1 protein-coding gene is annotated in these 1,531 nt (G+C 69.4%); it reads right to left on the reverse strand.

The annotated features are described in order from the left end of the window. Window positions 1–1,496: SDR family NAD(P)-dependent oxidoreductase (locus ACIA6B_RS32520; protein WP_396779320.1), on the reverse strand; the 1,496-nt coding region annotated here is incomplete at its 3' end. Between the last annotated feature and the right edge of the window lie 35 nt (window positions 1,497–1,531).

The raw sequence follows: 1,531 nt of genomic DNA on the forward strand, positions 1-1,531 counted from the left end.
AGCGTGGCCGGCAACGACAACCCCGTCGCGGCAGCCAACCGGTTACGCAACTCCACCGCAGTCAACGAATCGAAACCAAGCTCACGGAACGCGCTACCCGGATCAACCGCCGCCGGGTCGGCATGACCAAGCACAACCGCAGCCTGCGCCCGCACCAACTCCAAAACCGTCCGCTGACGCTCCTCCACCCCCATAGCCGCCAACCTGACAGCCAGACCCACCGGAGCATCAGCGGTGGCCGCCATGCGGCGGGCCGAGCCGCCGACCAACGTCCGCCACAACGGCGGCACGTCACCGACCTTGGAACGACGCAGCACGGGCAGGTCCACCCGGATCGGCACCAGCTGCGGCTGGCTGGTACGTACTGCCGTGTCGAACAACGCCAGGCCCTGCTCAGGGGACAGGGCAAGGATGCCGTTGCGTCGCATCCGGTCCAGGTCGGCCTCGTCGAGGTGTCCGGTCATGGCTGACTGCGGGGCCCACAGCCCCCACGCCAAAGACTGCCCGACCAGACCCTCGGACTGCCGTCGCAGCGCCAAAGCGTCCAGGACCGCGTTCGCCGCGGCGTAGTTTCCCTGCCCCGGTGACCCGAGGGTGGCCGCCGCCGACGAATACACCACGAACAACCCCAGATCCAAGTCCCGGGTCAGCTCATGCAACCACCACCCCGCGTCAGCCTTCGCCCGCAACACGGGCTCCAGCCGCTGCGGCGTCAACGCCTCGACCACCCCGTCGTCGAGCACACCCGCGGTGTGCACCACCCCGACTACCGGATGCTCGGCCGGCACCGCCGCCAACACCTCAGCCAAAGCATCCCGGTCAGCGGCATCACACACCGCCACCCGCACCCGGGCGCCCAGCTCCGTCAGCTCATCGACCAGTTCCCTCGCCCCGGCCGCGGCCGGGCCGCGCCGGGACAACAACACCAGATGCCTGACCCCGTGCGCGGTGACCAGATGCCGGGCCACCAACCCACCCAACACCCCAGTCCCACCAGTGACCACCACCGTGCCACCCGCATCCAGACCGGCCGGCAGCCGCAGCACCACCTTGCCCACATGACGCGCCGCCTGCAGGTAACGAAGGGCCTGCACCGCGTGAGCCGCCTCGAACACCCTCACCGGCAGCGGCTGGAGGATGTCCGCGGCGAACATGTCCAGGATCTCGCCCAGCATCTGCCCGATCCGGTCAGCGCCGGCCTCGGACAGGTCGAACGCCTGATACACCACTCCGGGATGGTCTGCGGCAACCCGCACCGGGTCCCGCACGTCGGTCTTACCCATCTCCACGAACCGGCCACCACGGGGCAGCAGGCCCAGCGACGCGTCCACGAACTCACCGGCCAAGGCGTTGAGCACCACATCCACCCCCTCCCCACCGGTCACCGTCAGGAAGCTGCGACGGAACTCCAGATCCCGGGAAGAAGCCAGGCGCGCATCGTCCACACCCATCTGGCGCAAGGTGTCCCACTTACCGGCGCTGGCAGTGGCGTACACCTGCAACCCCCACGCCCGCGCCAACTGCACCGCGG

The organism is Micromonospora sp. NPDC051141, assembly GCF_044455765.1.
Lineage (GTDB): Bacteria > Actinomycetota > Actinomycetes > Mycobacteriales > Micromonosporaceae > Micromonospora.